Here is an 841-nt window from a genome sequence, read left to right as displayed (position 1 = left end):
CGGTGGAGCCTGCGGCCGTTGTAGGCGAGGGCGATCAGGGTCCACTCGGCGGCGACGTTGGCGAGGCCGCGGAGATGGGAGCGGGCGAAGCCGAGGGCTGACTTGATGATGCCGAAGACGGGCCCGACGGTCTGCTTGCGGCGGGCGTAGCGGGCCTTGGCATCTTCGGTCTCCGGCTTGGCGCGCATGGCGAGGCGCCGGGGTTCGGTGATGCGGCGCGCTGCCTTGGGCTGGGGTGGGGGCCGGAAGTCGCAGGGCCGGTGGGGCCGATGGCGACCAGCGGCTCGATGTTCCGGGCCTGCGGGGCGGCGACGGCCTCGGCGGAGGCGAAGCCGGTGTCGGCGAGGACGGTCTGCGGCAGGCCGATGCCCGCCTCCATGCCGAGGATGGTGGCGGCGAAGCTCGGCGCATCCTGGAGGCGTTGGCGTCGAGCCTGGTGCCGCGGGTCGCCACCGTGCCGAGCCGCGGCGGGCCGCTCTCCCTGGCCAGCAGCAGCACCTGCAGGAAGGCCGCCTCGAAGGCGGCGCGGCCGGGTGCGGCGGAAGGCGGCGATGGTGTCGTGGTCGGGATGCAGGTTCGCCGCCACGTAGCGCACGCCGCGGTCGCGGTGCGTCGCCCGCTCGATCCGGCGCGAGGAGAAGATGCCGTCGGCGTAAGCGTAGATCAGCGCCAGCGGCCGCCGCGGGTGGTCCTGCGCCCTGCCGCCGGGGATCGGCCGCACCGCGACGGCGCCGGCCGGCATCCGCCCCACCGTCGCCACCACGCAATGCGCCGCGCCCTCCGCCGGAAGCCACCCCTTGGCATCCGCCGGCAGCAGGAACGACTGGGCCCGGCTGAACGG

Annotated in this window: 1 pseudogene; it reads right to left on the bottom strand. The window is 75.4% G+C overall.

Features of this window, described 5'->3' with window-relative positions:
- A pseudogene (locus IEX99_RS22220) lies at positions 1-841 on the bottom strand (transposase); the annotation flags it as partial.

This window comes from Caldovatus sediminis (genome assembly GCF_014644455.1).
Lineage (GTDB): Bacteria > Pseudomonadota > Alphaproteobacteria > Acetobacterales > Acetobacteraceae > Caldovatus > Caldovatus sediminis.
Note: the sequence above shows the minus strand (reverse complement) of the source record. Positions and strands in the feature narration are given on the sequence as shown.